This window comes from Amycolatopsis sp. NPDC003731, from assembly GCF_053586895.1.
Genome location: NZ_JBSFNC010000091.1, coordinates 1 through 17,807 on the forward strand (window position 1 = coordinate 1; position 17,807 = coordinate 17,807).

Below are 17,807 nucleotides of genomic sequence, written 5' to 3' on the forward strand. Positions count from 1 at the left end.
GCGGGAGCCCGGCCGCCACGGCCGACGCCGGCGCGCCGGTCGCGAAGGCCAGCAGGGACCCCGATGCCGCGGGCCGCCCCCACCGGAGCGGCCCGCGACGACCGTCAGAACCAGCAGTCCGGCCGGACCCGCAGCAGTTCCGTCCGCAGCACCGGCGTCCCGTCGACCGGCGCCGGGTCCTCCGCGGTCGGCTGGATCCCGCCGGCCGCGACCTTGTCCAGCGTCCGCAGCCCGTCCGCACCGACCGTGCCGAACACCGTGTAGTTCGGCCGCAGCGCGGAATCGCCGTACACGACGAAGAACTGCGAACCGTTCGTGTCCGGCCCCGCGTTGGCCATGGCCAGGAGGCCACGCGCGTAGACGCGCCGGGCGCCGGTCGGGTCGGTCGGTGCCGGCGGCAGGTCGACCGGCAGCTCGTCCTTGTACTTGTAGCCCGGCCCGCCTTCGCCGGTCGCGGTCGGGTCGCCGCACTGCAGCACCTTCAGCGTCGGGTACGCGGTCAGCCGGTGGCACACCGTGTGGTCGTAGAACCGGTGCCGCGCCAGGTGCAGGAAGCTCTGCACGGTGCACGGCGCCTTCGCGCGGTCCAGCCGCAGCGGCAGCGCGCCCTGGCTGGTCGGGATGGCGACGTCGACCTTGCCGTGGCTCGGCGTGTGCCGCGGGTCGGGCGGCAGCGGCACCGGACGCGCGGGCGGTTCGTCCGGCGTTTCGGTGTACTGGCAGGGCCCGTGGGTCGTCTTCGGCGGCGGGGCGTCGGCCGCCGTGGCGACGCCTTGACCGGCCACGAACAACGCGCCCGCCGCCAGCGCGGTCAGAAGTGTCTTCTTCATGCTGCACGCCCTCCCAGTGATCGCCCGGTTCCGGAGCGTCCCGCAGTCTAGGGCGCGGCACCGACAGCCAGAACCGGCGAAAGTCGCCCTCGTCAGCCCATCGGGTGAACCTCGGCGCCCGCGCCCAGGAAATTGTCGGACCCCCGGCGCACGATGGTCGGCACGCGGCAAACCCGCCGCCCACGAGGGGAGCACACCATGGAGCTTCGACGAAGACCCGTTGCGATGGCACGGTTTCTACTGAGGCGGCTCGCGTCCGCGCTAGCCGCGAAGGTCCGCGATCAGCTCGTCGGCGGCGGCGAACGGGTCGAGTTCCCGCGCCACGACCCGCTCGGCGACACCGGCGAGCCGTCCCCCGCCTCGCAGGTCCACGAGCTCGGCCCGCAACCGCCGGATGGCGATGGCCTCGACCTCGTCGCGCGCCCGGGCCACCCGGCGCCGGGCCAGCTCGTCGTGCTCGGTGAGCCAGTCGTGGTGCGCGGCCAGCGCCCGGACGACCTCGTCGACGCCCTCGCCCTTGGCCGCGACGGTCCGCACGATCGGCTGGCGCCAGCTCGGGCCCCCGATTTCCCGTCGGGCCAGGGAGATCATCTGCTTGAGGTCGTGCACGGTGGCGTCGGCGCCCTCGCGGTCCGCCTTGTTCACGACGAAGACGTCGGCGATCTCCAGCACCCCGGCCTTCGCGGCCTGGATGCCGTCGCCCATGCCCGGAGCGAGCAGCACCACCGTGGTGTCGGCGAGCTTCACGACGTCCACTTCGGACTGCCCGACGCCGACGGTTTCGATCAGCACGACGTCGAAACCGGCCGCGTCCAGCACGCGCACCGCCTGCGGCGTCGCCCACGAGAGCCCGCCGAGGTGCCCGCGGGTGGCCATCGAGCGGATGAACACGCCGGGGTCGGTGGCGTGTTCGGTCATCCGGATCCGGTCGCCGAGCAGCGCCCCGCCCGAAAACGGCGAAGACGGGTCGATGGCGAGCACCCCGACCCGCTTGCCTTGCGCGCGCAACGCGGTGAGCAGGGCCGAGGTCGATGTCGACTTGCCGACACCGGGTGGTCCGGTGAGCCCGACGACCCGGGCCCGCCCCGTGTACGGGGTGAGTGCCCGGGCGATCTCCGCGACGCGCGGGTGGGCGTCCTCGACGAGCGAGAGCAGCCGCGCCACGGCCCGGGGCTGCCCATCCCGCGCGCGGCCGACGAGGTCGTCGAGGTCGAGTGGTCCGGCCACTTACGCCGACGGCACCCGCAGCAGGAGGGCGTCGCCCTGGCCGCCGCCACCGCACAGCGCGGCCGCGCCGAGCCCGCCACCGCGGCGGCGCAGCTCGTGGATCAGGTGCACGGCGAGCCGGGCACCGGAGGCGCCGATCGGGTGGCCGAGCGCGATGGCACCGCCGTTGACGTTGACCTTCTCCGGGTCGAGGCCGAGCTTTTCGGTGGAGACGAGCCCGACGGCGGCGAAGGCCTCGTTGATCTCGACGAGGTCGAGCGCGTCGGCGGTCAGGTTCGCCTTCGCCAGCGCGGCGAGGATCGCGTTCGACGGCTGCTCGTGCAGGCTCGCGTCGGGCCCGGCGACGACACCGTGCGCGCCGATCTCGGCGAGCGGCGTGATACCGAGCTCCTCGGCCTTCGCCTTGCTGGCCACGACGACCGCGGCGGCGCCGTCGGAGATCTGCGAGGCCGAGCCCGCGGTGATGGTGCCGTCGGAGGCGAAGGCCGGGCGCAGCTTGGCGAGGCCTTCGGCGGTGGTGTCGGCGCGGACGCCTTCGTCGGTGTCGAAGACGACCGGGTCGCCCTTGCGCTGCGGGATGGAGACCGGCGCGATCTCGTCGGCGAAGTACCCGTTCTTGATCGCCTCGGCGGCGCGCTGGTGAGAGCGGGCGGAGAACGCGTCCTGCTGCTCGCGCGTGACGCCGTAGCGGGAGTTGTACTTCTCCGTCGAGGCGCCCATGGCGACCTGGTCGAAGGCGCAGAAGAGACCGTCGTAGGCCATGTGGTCGACGAGGGTGGTGTCGCCGTACTTGAAGCCGGAGCGGGACTTGGGCAGCAGGTGCGGCGCCTGGGTCATCGACTCCTGGCCGCCGGCGACGACGAGGTCGAACTCGCCGGCGCGGATGAGCTGGTCGGCGAGCGCGATGGCGTCGAGGCCGGAGAGGCAGACCTTGTTGATCGTCAGCGCGGGCACGCTCATCGGGATGCCGGCGGCGACGGCGGCCTGCCGCGCCGGGATCTGGCCGGCGCCGGCGGTCAGCACCTGGCCCATGATCGTGTACTGCACCGCGTCCGGCGAGACGCCGGCGCGTTCGAGGGCCGCCTTGATCGCGACCCCGCCCAGCTGGGCGCCCGTGAAGTCCTTGAGGGAGCCCAGCAGGCGCCCGATCGGCGTACGGGCGGCACCCAGGATCACGGAACCGGACACGGCGTCCTCCAAGCATCGGCGCATGGGCAGTTTTCCCGACCATACCTGGGAGCAGGGCTTCTTGATGGAGCCAGTGTGAGGCGGGGCACGCGACGATTCCGCCTCGAAGCGGCGCGCGGGCCCCCTATCCTGCCTCCATGGATGACGCCCTGCGGCCGTTCGTGACGGCCATCGACCACGTCGGCATCGCGGTCCCGGACCTGGACGCGGCCATCGAGTTCCACCGCGCGCACTTCGGCCTGGAGGTCGCGCACGAGGAGGTGAACGAGGAGCAGGGAGTCCGCGAGGCGATGCTGCGCGCCCCGGGCACGGCGGGCACGGAGACGCAGATCCAGCTCCTGGCCCCGCTGCGCGAAGACTCGGCGATCGGCAAGTTCCTGGCCAAGAGCGGCCCGGGCCTGCAGCAGCTGGCCTACCGCGTGTCCGATGTGGACGCCGCGGCGGCGGCCCTGCGCGAAAAGGGCCTGCGCATGCTGTACGAGGAGGCGAAGAGGGGCACATCGAACAGCCGGGTGAACTTCGTCCACCCCAAGGACGCGGGCGGCGTCCTGGTGGAGCTGGTGGAGCCGGCCAAGGACGCCACGGCGCACTGAGTCGTTCCGCCGCAAAGGTTCGACGCGGAGCCGCACGCCCGTGACAAGAAAAGGGCGCGCGGCCACCACGCCGATGAGCACCGGAACAACGGCGGAAGCGGGCCGCTGCCTCGATGGCGGTCCCGCCAGGCGCGCCTCGGCCCGAGCGGGCGCACCACCTCCACCGGCCGAACGCAGCACGGGGCCAGCCGGCGCACCACCCCCGCCAGCCGAGCGCAGGCACGCGGGCGTCCGGCGGGGCACCCCCGCCAGCCGAACGCAGCACGCGGGCCAGCCGGCGCACCACCCCCGCCACTCGAGCACCGGCATGCGGGCCGTCCGGCGGGGCACCCCGCGGGCCGAGCGTGCACGCCCAGCCAAGCCGGCCCACCGACCAGTCGGACGAGAGCGCACGCCGACCCGGCGGCACAGCCACGCAAGCCAGCCGACCCGGCACCCAGCCCAGCCGGCGCGCGCCGCCCGGCAAACGCGACCCGGCTAAGCGGGCGCCGCCTTGGACGACAGCGCGTCCGCGATGAACGTCAGCTCCCCGTCGAACTCCGCGGGCAGGTCGTCCTCCGAATGCCGGGCCGTCGCGTGCCGGTGGCTCACCGCGCGCGCCAGCAGGCCCGACGCCCGATCCACGTCGGCCGTCGGTACCCCGCCGCCGGTCGCCGCGACGATCACCGCCCTGACCTGGCGGACCAGGACCTGGAAACGTTCGTGCAGCGCGTCGCGGACCACGTGGTGCGTGTCCGCCTCGCGCCACAGCAAGTGCGACAGCCCCAGTGACCTGCTGAAGCGGTGGTCCAGCTCGCGGACCAGCCGCCTCAAGCTGCCCGCCAGGTCGCCCGGGACCACCACCACCGCCGGCTCGATGCGCTCGTCGGGCAGCCGCGCGACGAGCGCCGTGAGCAGGTCCGACTTGTGGCGGAAGTAGTAGTGCACCAGCCCCTTCGGCACCCCGGCCTGCTCCGCGATGCGCGAAGTCGGGGTGGCGTCGAAGCCGGACTCGGCGAAGAGCGCCTCGGCGGCGCAGAGGATGCGCTCCTTCGCCGAATCCTCGGTCATTCCCGTGCCTCCTGCGTCGTCAGTGCTGCCCGGCCGTGCGGTGCGCGGCGTTCGCGACCGGCATCGCTGCCGCGCCGGCGATGACCGTCAGCACCCCGGCGATCCAGGACGTCCAGGACGCGCCGTTGAACTCCGTGTACCCCATCACCCACGGCGCGATGAAGAGCAGCACGCCGAGCGCGATCTGGATGCCTTCGCCGTAGACCATGCCCGGCATCGCCAGCGACACCAGGCCGTCGAGTGCGATCAGCGCGCCCAGGACGACCATCGTCCACATCGCGGTCGTGTCCGTGCTCAGCCAAAGGGGTGAAAGAGCGGCGACCACCCCGATGACGACCTCGGCCCAGTCGTGGGGCCGGGTCCACGCGCGCGTAGAGACTTCACTCATTCGTGCTCACCTCCGTCGGTGAAACTGCTGGTCGGGTGGGTGTACCCGACGTCGATGATCCGCTTGACTGGCCAGCCGGTCAAGGTGAAGCGGTCACAGTTCGGCGTGTAATCGTGCTGTCCGTCTCGTACAGTTGTGGACGCGTGTTACCGGCGAGTAATTTCTGCCGCCAACGCCCCCCATCTCCGCGGAGGAACCGATGACGCAGCTCGGCGAGATCCAGCAGGCCATCCTGAACGGCGAGTCCGCCGCGGTGGGCTCGTTGCCCGTACCCGAGAGCTACCGCGGGGTGACCGTGCACGCCGACGAGGTCGACATGTTCGAGGGCTTGGAGAGCCGGGACAAGGACCCGCGCAAGTCGCTGCACGTCGACGACGTCCCCGTGCCCGAGCTCGGCCCCGGTGAAGCACTGGTGGCGGTGATGGCGAGTGCGATCAACTACAACACGGTGTGGACGTCGATTTTCGAGCCGATCCCGACGTTCAAATTCCTGAAGAAGTACGGCAAGCTCTCGCCGCTGGCCAAGCGACACGACCTGCCGTACCACGTCGTCGGCTCGGACCTGTCCGGTGTCGTGCTGCGGACCGGTGTCGGGGTGCACAACTGGAAGCCCGGCGATGAGGTGGTCGCGCACTGCCTGAACGTCGAACTCGAGGGCCCGGACGGGCACAACGACACGATGCTCGACACCGAACAGCGGATCTGGGGATTCGAGACCAACTTCGGCGGGCTCGCGGAGATCGCGTTGGTCAAGGCCAACCAGCTGATGCCCAAGCCGGACCACCTGACCTGGGAGGAGGCCGCCTCGCCCGGGCTGGTGAACTCGACCGCCTACCGTCAGCTCGTCTCCCGCAACGGCGCGGACATGAAGCAGGGCGACGTCGTGCTGATCTGGGGCGCGTCGGGTGGGCTGGGCTCGTATGCGACGCAGTACGCGCTCAACGGCGGCGCCATCCCGGTGTGTGTGGTGTCCAGCCCGGAGAAGGCGGCGATCTGCCGGAAGCTGGGTGCCGAGCTGATCATCGACCGCAGCGCCGAGGGTTACCGGTTCTGGAAGAACGACGACGAGCAGGACCCGAAGGAATGGCAGCGCTTCGGGGCGAAGATCCGCGAGCTGACCGGCGGTGAGGACCCGGACATCGTGTTCGAGCACCCGGGCCGGGAGACCTTCGGCGCGTCGGTCTACGCCGCGCGCAAGGGCGGCACGATCGTCACGTGCGCCTCGACCTCGGGATACATGCATCAGTACGACAACCGGTACCTGTGGATGAACCTGAAGCGGATCATCGGCTCCCACTTCGCGAACTACCGCGAGTCGTGGGAAGCCAACCGGCTGATCGCGAAGGGCCTGATCCACCCGACGCTGTCGAAGACCTACGCGCTGGAGGAGACCGGGCAGGCCGCACTCGACGTGCACCGCAACGCCCACCAGGGCAAGGTCGGCGTCCTCGCACTCGCCCCCCAGGAAGGCCTCGGCGTCCGCGACGAAGAGAAGCGCGCCAAGCACATCGAGGGCATCAACGCATTCCGCGGCGCCTGACGCCCGACGGCGCCGGGAGCCGACCCGCTCCCGGCGCCGAGAACCGGCTCGCGCCCGCGGCGGAAGTCGCCCGGCCCCGGGGCCGCCAGCCCACTCGGTCCCGCGGCCCCAACCCCACCCGGTCCCGCGGCCCCAACCCCACCCGGTCCCGGGGCCGAAACCCGGCCCGGTCTCGCGGCCCGAAGCCCACCCGGTCCCAGGGCCACACACCGGCCCGCTCCCGCGCCCGGCACCGGCCCGATCGCGGCGCCAGACCCCACCCTGCTCGCCGCGCCGGGAACCGCCGTGTGCGCGCGAGCTGCCGGCGCCAGGAAGCCCCGAAGAACCAGGCGATTCCGGCGGTTCCTTTCGCCGCGGGAGACGGCTCGTTCGGCGCACCGCCCGGGTGCTCACCCTTCCGTGACCGGACTGCGGCTACGGTAGGCCCCATGAGCCTTGGCGATGAACGGGAGCTTGTGCCGCTGGGAGCCGGCTTCGACGTGGCGAAGCGCGGGTACAGCCGAGCGCAGGTCGATGAGCACCTCGAACGGCTGGATGCCGATCTGAAGATGCTCACCGCGGATCGGGACGCCGCCATCGCGCAGGCGGGGGACCTCGCCCGCCAGCTGGAGATCGCGCGCGGCGAGATCGCGGACCTGCGTGGGCAGGTCGATCGGCTCGCCCAGCCGCCGACGAGCGTCGAAGGCCTGTCCGAACGGCTGCAGCGGATGCTGCGGCTCGCGCAGGACGAATCCGCCGACACGCGCGCCCGTGCCGAGGCCGAGGCCGGGCACATCCGGGCCAAGGCCGAGACCGATGCCAGCGCCATGCGGGCCCGGTACGAGCAGCTGCTCACCGAGCTCGACCTCCGGCGCAAGGAGATGGAGGCCGAGCACCGGAAGGTCCTCGAAGACGCCCGCGCCGAGGCCAAGAAGATCACCGACGAGGCCGAGGCCGAGCGCAAGCGGCTCGACACCGAGTCGCAGGATCGGCGCACCAAGGTCGAAGAGGACTTCGAGATCGCGATGGCCTCGCGCCGCACCGAGGCGATGCGGGTGCTGGCCGAACAGGAAGCCGCGAGCAAGGCCGAGGCCGCGCGGCGCGTCCAGGAGGCCACGCAGGACGCCGCCGACATCCGCGCGAAGGTCCTCGAAGAGGAGAAGGCCGCGAAGGCCGACATCGACCGCCGACAGCGGGAGTCGGTCGCGGAGGCCAACAAGCGCCGGCAGGACTCGATCACCGAGGCCAACGCGCGGCTCGCCGAAGCCGCCGACGAGGCGCGGCGGCGCGTGACGTCGGCCACGGAGGAATCCAACCGGCGGATCACCCAGGCGAACGAGCGGGTCGACGCGCTGCGGAAGGTGCGCGGCGGGCTTGCCGAGCAGGTCCGGGCGGCGCGGGCCGTGCTGGCCGAGGCGCACACCGTCCTCGGCGACGACGTCAAGGTGCCCGCCGACGTCAAGGCCGACCTGGTCACCGGCCCCAAGCCGGACGACACCGAGAAGACCGTGCGGGTCACCGACGTCGAGGAAACCATCCGGATCCGCGCCTCCGACGTGCCGAAGCCGAAGCCCGGGGCCAAACCAGCGGCCAAGCCCGCCGCCACCGCGCCCCCCAAAGCGGCGCCGAAGCCGGCTCCCCGGGCGAGCGGAGCGCAGAAAGCGACTGGCGAGTAACCTTCCACCCGACACGGGCGCGGACGAGCCTGCGCGGTCGGTACCGACCGGCTATCGTCCCTGCTCACGCGGGATCACCTGGAGGTTTTGCGCATGGGTGCGGCATATCGGACCGTGGTGGTGGGCACGGACGGCTCGGAGTCCTCGTTCGCGGCGGTGGACCGCGCGGCGGCGGTCGCCGGCGACGCGGGCGCCACGCTCGTCATCGCGTGTGCGTTCTACCCGGCGAGCCAGTCCGACGTCGACAAGGCCCAGGACGCCCTCGGCGACGAGGCGTACCAGGTCGTCGGCTCGGCCCCGGCCGAAGACACCTTGCAGTCGGCGCGGGACCGCGCGGCGCGAGCGGGCGCGGAGAAGATCGACACGGTCGCGGTCAAGGGCGACCCGGTCGACTCGCTGCGCAAGGTGGTCAAGGAGCGCGAGGCCGACCTGCTGGTCGTCGGCAACCGCGGGCTGAACACGATCGCCGGCCGCATCCTGGGCTCGGTGCCGTCAGAGGTGGCCCGCAAGTCCGGCGTGGACGTGCTGATCGTCCACACGACCTGACGTGACCGGTCCGGGCGAGGAACTTCAGCAGCGGCTCGAACGCGTCCTGCTCGGCGGCCGGCGGAAGTACACCCGGCTCGAAGTGGCGGAGAAGGCCGGCGTGCCCGACGAGCGGTCACGCCGGCTCTGGCGCGCACTGGGGTTTGCGACCGTGCGCGACGACGAGGTCGTCTTCACCGACGCCGACGTCGAGGCGATGCGGACCGCCGACCAGCTGGTGCAGTCGGGCCTGATCGACCCGAGCATCGAGGTCTCGGTGACGCGCGCGCTCGGCCAGCACCTGTCGCGGCTGGCCGAGTGGCAGGTCGACATGCTCTGGCAGCTGATCCGGGAACAGCCGGAGCTCGGCCGCAGCGAACGCCAGGTGACGCGCCTGGTCGACCGGCTGCTGCCGGAGCTGGAGCAGGTCCAGAACTTCGTCTGGCGCCGCCACCTCGCGGCCTACGCGGGACGCGCGTTCGCGGCCCCGGACGAGCACCTGGAGACCCGCACCGAGGTGGTCGGGTTCGTCGACATGGTCGGCTACACGCGCCTGACGCGCCAGATCGGCGAAGACGAGCTGAGCCGCGTGCTCGACGCCTTCGAGACCCTGGCCACCGAGGTGATCGCCGAGCACCACGGCCGCGTGGTGAAGATGATCGGCGACGAAGTCCTGTTCGTGGCGGACGCCCCGGTCGACGCGGCGGAGATCGCCCTGACGCTGACCGAGCGCACGTCCGCGGACGAGACGCTGCCGGCCGTCCGCGCGGGCATGGCGTCGGGCCGCATCCTGTCGCGCTTCGGCGACGTCTACGGCTCGGTGGTCAACCTGGCCGCCCGCCTGACCTCGGTGGCCCGCCCGGGCACGATCCTGGTCGACCGCGAGCTGGCCGCGGAGCTGGCGGACGAGAAGGCGTACGACCTGCGCGCCCGCCGGCCGGTGACCGTCCGGGGCTACAACCGCCTCCGCCCGTCGGCGCTGCGCCGGGCGAGCGAGGCCCCGACGGGCATGTTCGCGAGTTCGCAGCAGCTGGCGGCGGAGATGCTGGGCCTGACGGACCCGGCGGCCCGGGAGGAACCTCCGGAGGACCCGGGGCCCGAACCGCGGCCCCGACGCCGCCGGCGCCGCAAGCTCTGACGGCGACCCCGAGTCGGTAGAATCCCTCCCTCGCGCGGACGAGGTGGGAGGTGCGCGTGACCCAGGTGCTCCTCTCGTACGCCGACGAGCCGGACGACCCTTCGCACGAGGACCAGCTGATCCGGCTGTGGAGGTTCCTCCGGTCCTGCAGCATCGACGCGCGGCTCGACCTGGGCGAAGCGAACGAGCGCCGGGACTGGGCGTTGTGGACGGCCGGGCGGCTCCGCGAAGCCGACTACGTCCTGGTGATCGCCTCGCCCGCGTACCGCCGCAGCGCCGGAGACGGCGGCGCGCACGAAGGACCCGGCATCCTCTGGAAGGCCCGGCAGGTCCGCGACGCGTTCTACGCCGACCCGAACGCGCTGAAGCGGTTCGTGCCCCTCCTGCTGCCCGGCCGCAGCCCGGGCGACGTGCCGGAGTTCCTCGCCTCGGTCACTTCGACGGTGTATTCGGTCTCGGACTTCACCGTCGCAGGCGCCGAAAAGCTCCTGCGCATGCTGACGGACCAGCCCGAGTTCGAGGTGCCGCCGCTGGGTGAGCGTCCGGTGCTCAGGCCGAAGCGGATCCCACTGCGACCGCAGCCGGCGCCGGCCGTCCGGAACGTGGTCACCGGAGACGTCCACGGGGTCGTGATCCAGGTGGGGAACGCCGGATCCGTCACGGTTCCCGGAAGCCCCGCCATCCGGGTGGGCGAAGGAGCCGACCCGCGAACCGAGCGGGCGTTCGAAGACGCCGCCCGCCGAGCCGGTGGCCGCCTGGGTACCCCGGCCGGCCGGGCCTACCGCGAGGGACCCGGCTTCGTCCAGCACTTCACCCGCGGCGACGTGCTCTGCGCGGTCGCCGGCCAGCGGGCCGTGGTGGTCGCCGGGCCGATCTGGGACGACCTCGCGGCCCTGCCCGGCTTCCCGGACGGACTCGGGTTCCCGGTCTCGGACTGCCCCGATGCCACCGCCCGTGCGGTCGACCTCGACGGCGGAACGTGGCAGGCGGGCGTCCTGCACCGCGACCCCGCGACGCGGACGGCGTGGTGGCATCCCCGGCCCCGGCTGGGCCGGAACGCCCGCGAGGCTTTCCGGCTCCCGATGGCCGGCCCCGCGGACCTGACGGTGCGCGCCGTCGCCACCCTGCCGTGGCAGCTCGACGCCGAGATCACCCGGCGCACCCGCGACCTGATCGAGGCGGCCCTCCCGGAGGCGCCGATCAGCACGCTCCTCCCGGCCTTGTCCCTCCTGCGGCGGGCCCGGACCGCGCCGGGCCGGTGGGCTCGGGCGAGCGGGCCGGACGTCCGCCAGACCGGCCGGGACGCGCGGTACGACTACACCGCGCGGAGCCCGGCCGGGGGCACGGCCGTCCGCGCGGTCACCCGCATCCTGCTTCCCGGTGGCCGGCCGTGGACGGTCACGGTGTCCGTCGAGTTCCAGGCGAACTTCGCGGCGTGGGCGTCGGCGCGGCCGGACGGGTCCACGGCCGGCCTCCGGGTCACGGCGAACGAGATCGTCGAACTGTGGACGGCGGCGTGGCAGACCGCGACCGTCGTGGTCCCCGGCGCGCTCGTCCCCAACCCCGAGTGCGCCGCACTGCTGGCGCCGCCGGCGGTCGAACTGCAGATCAAGGCGGACACCAGCCTGCCGGCCGTCGTCGACCTCTCGGCGTTCGGGAAGCCGCAGGGACTGCCGGGCCCGCAGGGGGCGGTGACCGTGGTGGCGCCGATCGGGCTCGACCGGGAGGAGCGGCGGACCTGGGCAGCGAAAGCCCTGACCCGCCTGGCCCGTGAGTGGGGCTTCGCGGACGCCGAGGAAGGGATCGGCTAGCTCAGGCGTCGAAGTCGACTGTGAGGGTCTCCGAGACCGGGTACGACTGGCACGTCAGGACGAACCCCGCCTCGATCTCCGCCTGCTCCAGTGCGAAGTTGCGCCGCAGGTCCACCTTGCCCTCCGTCACTTTGGCGCGGCACGTTCCGCACACCCCGCCCTTGCAGGCGAACGGCAGGTCCGGGCGGAACTTCTGCGCGCCGTCGAGCACCGATGACGAACGGGGCAGCGTCATCGGCGTCGAACGGCCGTCCAGGACCACCGAGACCTCCGAGGACTCCCCCGCCACCGCCGGGTCGAGGTGCTCCAGCGGGGCCGGTGGGGTGTCCACGTAGAACAGCTCCTGGTGCACCTTCGACGAGGGCACCCCCAGCGAGGCCAGCAGCTCCTGCGCGCCCGACACCATCTCGAACGGGCCGCACAGCCACCAGTGGTCCACCGATTCGACCGGTACCAAAGTGGAGAACAGCGTACGCAGCTTCGGGACGTCCAGGCGGCCGGTGAACAGGTCCGCCTCGCGCGGCTCGCGGGACAGCACGTGGATCAGCTCGAGCCGCGACGGTGCGCTGTCCTTCAGGTCGGCCAGCTCGTCCGCGAACATCACCGTGTCCGTGCGGCGGTTGCCGTACAGCACCGTCACCGTCGCCGTGGACGACTTCAGCAGCGACGACACGATCGACAGCACCGGGGTGATGCCCGAACCGGCCGCGATCAGGACGTGGTGGCCGCCTTCGGACAGGTCCGGGGTGAACGAGCCGGACGGCGGGGCCACCTCGATCGTGTCGCCCGCGCGGACCTCGTTCACCAGCCACGACGAGAAGAACCCGTCCGGGACCAGGCGGACGCCCACTCGCGGGGCCGCGCCCGCCGGCGCGCAGATCGAGTACGACCGGCGCTCGTCACGGCCGTCGATCGAGCGCCGCAGCGTCAGCGACTGGCCCGGCTTGAACGCGTACTCCGCGGCCAGCGACGACGGCACGTCGAAGGTCACCGCGACCGCGTCGTCGCACAGCCGCTCGACCCCGGCCACCTTCAGGGAGTTGAACCGCGCCACTTCAGATCTCCTTGACGTGCTCGAACGGCTCCAGACACGCGCGGCAGCGCCGCAGCGCCTTGCACGCCGTCGCGCCGAACCGGGACTGCTCTTCGGTGTCCGCGGAACCACAGTGCGGGCAGGAAACGCGCGAAACCGGTGCCGACAGCGTCAGCGGGATCGGCCCCGACCGCCGCGGCGCGGCACCCGGCGGCGCGATCCCCGCCTCGGCGAGCTTCCGGCGGCCCGCGGCGGAAATCCAGTCCGACGTCCACGCCGGCGACAGCTGCGTCCGGATCTCGACGTCCGGGTAGCCCGCCGAGACCAGCGCGTGCTCCAGGTCGTCGCGCATGGTGTCCATCGCCGGGCAGCCGGTGTACGTCGGCGTGATCGCGACGACCACGCGGCCCTCGGACTCCGACACCGAGCGCAGCACCCCGAGGTCCGCCAGCGTCAGCATCGGCAGCTCGGGGTCGGTGACCGTGGCCGCCACGGCAGCCGCGGTCACCATCGGGCGTCCGGCATCGCCCGGGCCACGCTCTGCAGCTCCGCCAGCAAGTACCCGAACGACTCCGTGTGCACGCCGTCGCGGCCCATCCGGCCCGACACTCCGGCCAGCTCACCGGAGGCAGGCCTCGAAAGCGTGGCCGCGGCCAGGGCCTGGTCCAGCACCGCATCGAACTCCGGACGCAGCGACGCCGCGTCGACGAATTCCACGAGGTGCGTGCGGAACAGCTCCCCCACGTACGGCCAGAGCTCGTCCAGGCCATCCTGCATCCGCGCGTGCGACAACGGCGTCCCGTCGCCCAGGCGGACCAGCCACTGCGCCGCGTAGTCGCGGTGGTAGGCCAGTTCCTTGACGCCCTTGTCCGCGATCGCCGCCAGCACCGGGTCCACCGAGGACACCAGCCGCTGCAGCAGCGCCAGCCGCCACGTCGAGAACACGAACAGGCGCGCGATCAGGTGGCCGAAGTGCCCGCCGCCCAGCTCGGCGAGCCGGACGTTGCGGAACTCGTTCTCCGCACGCAGGAACGCCAGCGCGTCCTCCGTGCGCCCGGAGCCGTCGGCCTTGCCGGCGCGCGCGAGCAGGAGCCGCGCCTGGCCCAGCAGGTCCAGGGCGATGTTGGCGATCGCGACCTCGTCCTCCAGCTCGGGCGCGTTGGTGCACCACTCCTGGAGCCGGTGGGAGAAGACCAGCGCGTCGTCGCCGAGCATCAGGCAGTACGCGGCCAGCTGCGCGGCGTCCACCCCGGACGGCACCGAAGTGTCCACTCCGGACAGTGGGTCCTCGAAGCCGGTGCCGAACGCCCAGCGCGCGTCGTTCTCCTCGGTGATGGCCTCGTACACGTTGTCGAAACTCATATGTGCGGCACATCCTCGGGAATGTCGTAGAACGTCGGGTGCCGGTAGACCTTGTCGCCGCTGGGTGCGAAGAACGGGTCCTTCTCGTCCGGCGACGACGCCGTGATGTCCGCCGCGCGCACGACCCAGATCGACACGCCTTCGTTGCGGCGCGTGTAGAGGTCGCGCGCGTGGTGCAGGGCCATCTGGTCGTCGGCCGCGTGCAGCGAGCCGACGTGCACGTGGTTCAGCCCGCGCTTGCCGCGGACGAACACCTCGTACAGCGGCCAGTCGTGCTTGACCGTTCCCGGAGCGGCGGGGACGCCTTCCAGGGGGACGGCGCCGTGGCCGCCTTCGGAAGTCAGCTCGCTCACTTGTGCTCCTTCTTCGCGGCGTGGGCGACGGCGGCTTCCCGCACCCACGCGCCGTCTTCGTGGGCCTGGCGCCGGTGCGCGATCCGCGAAGCGTTGCAGGGCCCGTTGCCCTTGAGGACGTTCTTGAACTCGTCCCAGTCGACCGCGCCGAAGTCGTAGTGCCCGCGTTCGGCGTTCCACTTCAGCTCGGGATCGGGGAACGTCACGCCCAGCGCGGAAGCCTGCGGCACCGACATGTCCACGAACCGCTGCCGCAGCTCGTCGTTGGTGTGGCGCTTGATCTTCCACGCCATCGACTGCGCGGTGTTGGGCGAATCGGCGTCCGGCGGGCCGAACATCATCAGCGACGGCCACCACCAGCGGTTCACCGCCTCCTGGACCATCTCCCGCTGCTGCTCGGTGCCCTTCATCATGGTCATCAGCAGCTCGTAGCCCTGCCGCTGGTGGAACGACTCTTCCTTGCAGATGCGGATCATCGCCCGCGCGTACGGCCCGTACGAAGACCGGCACAGCGGCACCTGGTTGCAGATCGCGGCGCCGTCGACCAGCCAGCCGATCACGCCGACGTCGGCGAAGGTCAGCGTCGGGTAGTTGAAGATCGACGAGTACTTCTGCTTGCCCGTGATCAGTTTGTCGGTCAGGTCCGCGCGGTCCGCGCCCAGCGTCGCGGCCGCGGAGTACAGGTAGAGGCCGTGGCCGGCTTCGTCCTGGACCTTGGCCAGCAGGATCGCCTTGCGCCGCAGCGACGGCGCCCGCGTGATCCAGTTGCCCTCGGGCTGCATGCCGATGATCTCCGAGTGCGCGTGCTGCGCGATCTGCCGGATCATCGTCTTGCGGTAGCCCTCGGGCACCCAGTCGCGCGGCTCGATCCGCTGGTCGCGCTCGATGGTGTGCTCGAAGTGTTCTTCCAGCGAAACAGTGGCCGTCACGGCTGCTCCTTCGACACCAGGGTCAGGACGTCGTACTTGGCCACGGACTCGCCCTCGGCGTTCGTGACGTCGGCGTCCCAGCGGACCTCGCCGTACTCCTGGTCGATCCGCGGGGTGATCTGCTTGGCGGTCAGCGTCACCGTGAGCGAGTCGCCGACCTTGACCGGGGTGAGGAACCGCAGGTTCTCCAGGCCGTAGTTGGCCAGCACCGGGCCGGGCTCGGGCGAGACGAACAACCCGGCCGCGAACGAGACGACCAGGTAGCCGTGCGCGACGATCCCGCCGAACAGCGGGTTGGCCGCGGCCGCCTCGGGGTCGGTGTGGGCGTAGAACGTGTCGCCGGTGAACTCGGCGAAGTGGTCGACGTCGGCCTGCGAAACGACCCGCGGCCCGGCCACCACCGAGTCACCGATCTTCAGCTCGGCCAGCGACTTCCGGAACGGGTGGACGCCTTCGGTGCGCGGCGCGCCGGCGACCCAGCGGCCGGTGACGGCCGACAGCACCGCGGGCGAGCCCTGCACGGCGGTGCGCTGCATGTGGTGCAGCACACCCCGGATGCCGCCCATCTCCTCGCCGCCGCCCGCGCGGCCCGGGCCGCCGTGGACCAGCTGCGGCATCGGCGAACCGTGCCCGGTGGACTCCTTCGCGTCCTCGGCGTCGAGCACCAGCAGGCGGCCGTGGAACGGCGCCGCGCCGAGCACGACCTCGCGCACGAACTCCTTGTCCGCGCTGACCACGGACCCGGCCAGGCTGCCGCCGCCGCGCGCGGCGAAGTCGACGACCTGCTCGGTGGACGTGTACGGCATCAGCGTCGAGACCGGGCCGAACGCCTCGACCTCGTGCGGCTCGGAGCGCTCGGGGTCGGCCTTGAGCAGCACCGGCGAGATGAAGGCGCCGCGCTCGGCGTCGGCGTCCACGACGTCGACCTTCTCCGGGTCGCCGAACACGACGCTCCCGGCGTCCAGCAGCGCCTTCAGCGACCGCCGCACCTCCTCGCGCTGCTCCAGGCTGGCCAGCGCGCCCATCCGGACGCCTTCGGACGCCGGGTGGCCGACCGTCACCTTCGCCAGTCGCTCCGAGGCGGCCGCGGCGACGTCGTCGAGCAGCTCGGCCGGGACGAACGCGCGCCGGATCGCGGTGCACTTCTGCCCCGCCTTGACCGTCATCTCGGTGGTCAGCTGCTTGACGAACAGGTCGAACTCGGTGGTCCCGCGCACCGCGTCCGGGCCGAGGATCGAGCAGTTCAGCGAGTCGGCCTCGGCGTTGAAGCGGACGGCGTGGCGCACGATCGCCGGGTGGGTCCGCAGCTTCTGCGCGGTCGACGCCGAGCCGGTGAAGGACACCAGGTCCTGCGCGGTGACGTGGTCGAGGAGGTCGCCGGCGCTGCCCGCGACGAACTGGAGCGAGCCTTCGGGCAGGAGGCCGGACTCGATGATCAGCTCGACCACGCGGGCGGTCAGGTAGGCGGTCTGACTGGCCGGCTTGACCAGGCTCGGGACACCGGCCAGGAAGGCGGGCGCGAACTTCTCCAGCGGGCCCCACACCGGGAAGTTGAACGCGTTGATCTGGACGGCGACGCCCCGCAGGGGGGTCGCGATGTGCTGGGCGACGAACGTGCCCCCGCGGGAGAGCGGCTCGACGTTGCCCTCGACGTAGACGGTGTCGTTCGGCAGCTCGCGCTTGCCCTTCGAGGCGTAGCTGAACAGCACGCCGATGCCGCCGTCGATGTCGAACTTCGAGTCACCGAGGGTGGCACCCGTGCGAGCGGAGAGGGCGTACAGCTCGTCGCGGTGCTCGCGCAGGTGCGAGGCGAGCGCCTTGAGCAGCGCCGCACGCTGGTGGAACGTCAGCTCGCGCAGGGCCGGGCCGCCGACCTTGCGGCCGTACTCGAGGGCGGCCGCGAAGTCGACGCCCGCCGACGAGATCCGGGCGACCTCCTCGCCGGTGGCCGCGTCGTGCAGCGGGACGCCCTCGTCCGCCGCGGTGTGCCAGCTCCCGGAGACGTAGCTGCGCAGCAATGCCATCAGGTCCCTCTCGCCGAATTACCTACCGGACGTTCAGTTAATCGCATGGTAGCCGCTGGTCCCGAAGATCGGAAGGGCCCGGCGCTTGACACCGGCGGCGACCACTGCCTTTACTGAGCGGCACCGCCGAGTGACCGTCCATTCGGTCAGTGGGGACGGAG

The 17,807-nt window shown here is 72.1% G+C and carries 17 protein-coding genes; 6 read left to right on the forward strand and 11 right to left on the reverse strand.

Annotation, left to right across the window (positions count from 1 at the left end; genetic code table 11):
- Positions 1-104: 104 nt before the first annotated feature.
- From ACWDN5_RS30530 to ACWDN5_RS30540, 3 genes are all read right to left on the reverse strand, one after another.
- Positions 105-830, reverse strand: coding sequence for a peptidylprolyl isomerase (locus tag ACWDN5_RS30530; protein ID WP_310977546.1), 726 nt, complete (start codon positions 828-830; stop codon positions 105-107).
- 261 nt (positions 831-1,091) lie between these two features.
- Entirely contained in the window at positions 1,092-2,057 is a 966-nt protein-coding gene (gene meaB, locus ACWDN5_RS30535; RefSeq protein WP_449678711.1) for a methylmalonyl Co-A mutase-associated GTPase MeaB, read from the reverse strand.
- Positions 2,058-3,245, reverse strand: coding sequence for an acetyl-CoA C-acetyltransferase (locus ACWDN5_RS30540; protein ID WP_310977548.1), 1,188 nt, complete (start codon positions 3,243-3,245; stop codon positions 2,058-2,060). It lies immediately after the preceding gene.
- 137 nt (positions 3,246-3,382) lie between these two features.
- Between ACWDN5_RS30540 and mce the strand changes: the two genes are divergently transcribed.
- Positions 3,383-3,838, forward strand: a complete 456-nt coding sequence (gene mce, locus ACWDN5_RS30545; protein ID WP_449678712.1) for a methylmalonyl-CoA epimerase — start codon at positions 3,383-3,385, stop codon at positions 3,836-3,838.
- Positions 3,839-4,315: 477 nt separating this feature from the next.
- Here mce and ACWDN5_RS30550 read toward each other — a convergent pair whose 3' ends face one another.
- Both ACWDN5_RS30550 and ACWDN5_RS30555 read right to left on the reverse strand, forming a co-directional pair.
- Complete coding sequence (locus tag ACWDN5_RS30550; RefSeq protein WP_310977550.1) at positions 4,316-4,888, reverse strand: TetR/AcrR family transcriptional regulator; 573 nt, start codon at positions 4,886-4,888, stop codon at positions 4,316-4,318.
- Positions 4,889-4,907: 19 nt separating this feature from the next.
- Positions 4,908-5,276: an SPW repeat domain-containing protein gene (locus tag ACWDN5_RS30555; protein ID WP_071831581.1), complete on the reverse strand. Its 369-nt coding sequence runs from the start codon at positions 5,274-5,276 to the stop codon at positions 4,908-4,910.
- Positions 5,277-5,475: 199 nt separating this feature from the next.
- Here ACWDN5_RS30555 and ccrA point away from each other — a divergent pair, with 199 nt between their 5' ends.
- The 5 genes from ccrA to ACWDN5_RS30580 all read left to right on the forward strand — a co-directional run bounded on the left by ccrA (position 5,476) and on the right by ACWDN5_RS30580 (position 11,945).
- Positions 5,476-6,816 (forward strand): crotonyl-CoA carboxylase/reductase, encoded by a 1,341-nt coding sequence (gene ccrA, locus ACWDN5_RS30560; protein ID WP_310977551.1) that lies wholly within the window; start codon positions 5,476-5,478, stop codon positions 6,814-6,816.
- A gap of 455 nt (positions 6,817-7,271) precedes the next feature.
- Entirely contained in the window at positions 7,272-8,471 is a 1,200-nt protein-coding gene (locus ACWDN5_RS30565) for a coiled-coil domain-containing protein (RefSeq protein WP_396137010.1), read from the forward strand.
- A gap of 93 nt (positions 8,472-8,564) precedes the next feature.
- A complete protein-coding gene (locus ACWDN5_RS30570) occupies positions 8,565-9,017 on the forward strand; it encodes a universal stress protein (RefSeq protein ID WP_354808118.1) in 453 nt (150 codons plus the stop codon).
- Between the two features lies 1 nt (position 9,018).
- Positions 9,019-10,134 (forward strand): adenylate/guanylate cyclase domain-containing protein, encoded by a 1,116-nt coding sequence (locus ACWDN5_RS30575; RefSeq protein ID WP_449678713.1) that lies wholly within the window; start codon positions 9,019-9,021, stop codon positions 10,132-10,134.
- A 56-nt stretch (positions 10,135-10,190) separates the two neighbouring features.
- A complete protein-coding gene (locus tag ACWDN5_RS30580; protein WP_449678714.1) occupies positions 10,191-11,945 on the forward strand; it encodes a TIR domain-containing protein in 1,755 nt (584 codons plus the stop codon).
- Between the two features lies 1 nt (position 11,946).
- Here the strand turns inward: ACWDN5_RS30580 and paaE are convergent, their stop codons facing one another.
- From paaE to paaZ, 6 genes are read right to left on the reverse strand one after another with little or no spacing between them, the layout of a single operon-like run.
- Positions 11,947-12,999 carry a 1,2-phenylacetyl-CoA epoxidase subunit PaaE gene (gene paaE / locus ACWDN5_RS30585; protein WP_449678715.1) on the reverse strand — a complete coding sequence of 351 codons (1,053 nt, stop codon included), beginning with the start codon at positions 12,997-12,999 and terminating at the stop codon, positions 11,947-11,949.
- A gap of 1 nt (position 13,000) precedes the next feature.
- Positions 13,001-13,489, reverse strand: coding sequence for a 1,2-phenylacetyl-CoA epoxidase subunit PaaD (gene paaD / locus ACWDN5_RS30590; RefSeq protein WP_310977557.1), 489 nt, complete (start codon positions 13,487-13,489; stop codon positions 13,001-13,003).
- A complete protein-coding gene (paaC, locus tag ACWDN5_RS30595) occupies positions 13,483-14,340 on the reverse strand; it encodes a 1,2-phenylacetyl-CoA epoxidase subunit PaaC (RefSeq protein ID WP_449678716.1) in 858 nt (285 codons plus the stop codon). The genes paaD and paaC overlap by 7 nt, the downstream gene beginning before the upstream one ends.
- Positions 14,337-14,651: a 1,2-phenylacetyl-CoA epoxidase subunit PaaB gene (gene paaB / locus ACWDN5_RS30600; RefSeq protein WP_310977595.1), complete on the reverse strand. Its 315-nt coding sequence runs from the start codon at positions 14,649-14,651 to the stop codon at positions 14,337-14,339. The genes paaC and paaB overlap by 4 nt, the downstream gene beginning before the upstream one ends.
- Before the next feature lie 38 nt (positions 14,652-14,689).
- A complete protein-coding gene (gene paaA, locus ACWDN5_RS30605) occupies positions 14,690-15,622 on the reverse strand; it encodes a 1,2-phenylacetyl-CoA epoxidase subunit PaaA (RefSeq protein WP_449678717.1) in 933 nt (310 codons plus the stop codon).
- Positions 15,619-17,646, reverse strand: coding sequence for a phenylacetic acid degradation bifunctional protein PaaZ (gene paaZ, locus ACWDN5_RS30610; protein ID WP_449678718.1), 2,028 nt, complete (start codon positions 17,644-17,646; stop codon positions 15,619-15,621). Before paaZ ends, paaA begins: the two co-directional genes overlap by 4 nt.
- Positions 17,647-17,807: the final 161 nt, after the last annotated feature.

Bases quoted from the DNA above. Each gene is read 5' to 3' on its own strand.
- ACWDN5_RS30550 (WP_310977550.1), bottom strand. From the start codon at position 4,888: ATGACCGAGGATTCGGCGAAGGAGCGCATCCTCTGCGCCGCCGAGGCG.
- ccrA (WP_310977551.1), top strand. From the start codon at position 5,476: ATGACGCAGCTCGGCGAGATCCAGCAGGCCATCCTGAACGGCGAGTCC.
- mce (WP_449678712.1), top strand. From the start codon at position 3,383: ATGGATGACGCCCTGCGGCCGTTCGTGACGGCCATCGACCACGTCGGC.
- paaC (WP_449678716.1), bottom strand. From the start codon at position 14,340: ATGAGTTTCGACAACGTGTACGAGGCCATCACCGAGGAGAACGACGCG.
- ACWDN5_RS30530 (WP_310977546.1), bottom strand. From the start codon at position 830: ATGAAGAAGACACTTCTGACCGCGCTGGCGGCGGGCGCGTTGTTCGTG.
- paaZ (WP_449678718.1), bottom strand. From the start codon at position 17,646: ATGGCATTGCTGCGCAGCTACGTCTCCGGGAGCTGGCACACCGCGGCG.
- paaD (WP_310977557.1), bottom strand. From the start codon at position 13,489: ATGGTGACCGCGGCTGCCGTGGCGGCCACGGTCACCGACCCCGAGCTG.
- ACWDN5_RS30570 (WP_354808118.1), top strand. From the start codon at position 8,565: ATGGGTGCGGCATATCGGACCGTGGTGGTGGGCACGGACGGCTCGGAG.
- ACWDN5_RS30555 (WP_071831581.1), bottom strand. From the start codon at position 5,276: ATGAGTGAAGTCTCTACGCGCGCGTGGACCCGGCCCCACGACTGGGCC.